This window comes from Rhizobacter sp. P2_H2, assembly GCF_056403375.1.
Genome location: NZ_JBFUFP010001218.1, coordinates 1 through 1499 on the forward strand (window position 1 = coordinate 1; position 1499 = coordinate 1499).

General features: G+C 68.3%; 3 protein-coding genes. 1 reads left to right on the forward strand and 2 read right to left on the reverse strand.

Annotated elements, in window-relative coordinates; genetic code table 11:
* On the reverse strand, nt 1-470 hold a 470-nt coding region (gene phaR / locus AC1D15_RS31725), incomplete at its 3' end, for a polyhydroxyalkanoate synthesis repressor PhaR (RefSeq protein ID WP_477829179.1).
* Between the two features lie 230 nt (nt 471-700).
* Between phaR and AC1D15_RS31730 the strand changes: the two genes are divergently transcribed.
* Nucleotides 701-1096, forward strand: a complete 396-nt coding sequence (locus tag AC1D15_RS31730) for a hypothetical protein (RefSeq protein ID WP_477829180.1) — start codon at nt 701-703, stop codon at nt 1094-1096.
* Between the two features lie 30 nt (nt 1097-1126).
* Here the strand turns inward: AC1D15_RS31730 and AC1D15_RS31735 are convergent.
* Nucleotides 1127-1499, reverse strand: a 373-nt coding sequence (locus AC1D15_RS31735; RefSeq protein WP_477829181.1) for a response regulator, incomplete at its 5' end; no start/stop codon positions are given.

Genomic DNA, 1499 nt, shown 5'->3' on the forward strand with positions numbered 1-1499 from the left:
CCCTGCATCCCCGGCGCCTGCCCGTTCAGGAACTGCGTCCACAACTCGGGATTCAGGCCCTTCGACTGCTCGGTGAAGCGGGCCTGCATGTCGGTGAAGGCCTGCAGGTTCTTCTCGAGGTAGCTGCCCATCACGCCCTGCATCGAATGGCCGTAGAAGCGGATGATCTGCGCGAGCGTCTGCGACGAGAACATCGGCACGCCGCCGGTTTCCTCCTCGAGGATGATCTGCAGCAGGATGCTGCGCGTCAGGTCTTCGGAAGTCTTGGCGTCGCGCACGACGAAATCCTGCCCTGCCAGCACCATCGCCTTCACGTCGGCCAGCGTGATGTAGCTGCTGTTCTGCGTGTCGTACAGGCGGCGGTTCGGGTACTTCTTCAACACGCGGGTCGTGCTGACGGCGGTGCCTTCCTTGGCAGATTCGTGAGCAGCGCCTTCCGTCTTGGCGGGAGGGCGGCGAGTCGAGGCCATTCAGCAAACTCCTTGTGGGACCCGGTGGGGTCGCGTGGTCGGGTCATGTGCGGTTGCACAAATGATTCTAGGAGCGTGCCGCCCTGGGCCGCGAAGGGTTTTCCCGCTCGAACTTCTCCCGCCCGCAGGCAGGCCCAAGTCCTACAGACCCTGCGCTGCGCGCGACCTAGTCTGCACCCATGGGTCGCGCGCACCGCGCGACCGCTTCGATCACCGTGAAAGGACCAACGATGTCGAACAGCAGCATCCTCGGCGGCGAACGCGCCGCTCCCCGCGCCATCGGCCGTGACGTGGACGCGCTCGGCCCGAGCGACAGCTCGGACAGCGGCAGCGACGTGCAGGGCGAACGCGCGATGCCCACCGACGCCGACAACCCCGGCGAACTCGGCGCGTTGCCGGTGCACCGCGACAGCGACAGCGATGCGCGCGGCACCGGCGAGCGTGGATCGGCCACCGGCAACGACCTCGACGATGCGGCCGACATCCTGCCGGACCACCTGGTCAGCGACCCGACGTGGGMCACCAATGCCGCAGGCCGTCCCTACGCATCCGACGATGTGGAAGCCATCGCCGACGATGCGGCCGATGATGAGGTGGACGAAGACGGCCCGCCTGCACGCCACTGACGACACCACGGGGGTGACGCCTAACGCCGCTCAGCGCCCTCGCGTCGCGCGCACGAACTCCTCCAGGAGCGCCTGCGCACCGACCGGCTTGCTGAGCACGCGAAAGCCGGCTGCCGTCGCGTCGTGCACCCGCGTCGCGTAGCCGGTCAGCAGCACCACCGGCAGCGCCGGCCAGCGGCGGCGGATCTCGTGGGCCAGCTGGATGCCGTCCATCTCGCCGGGCATCGAGACGTCCGAGAACACCAGGTCGAGTTCGCCCTGCGAGTCGGCGAGCGCATCCAGCGCCGCATCGGCCGATCGCACGCTGCGCACCTGCAAGCCGCTGGCCTGCAGCATCTCCGCGGTGGCGTCGACGACCTCGTCGTTGTCGTCCACCAGCAGCACGCTGCCGCTGACGAAGGCC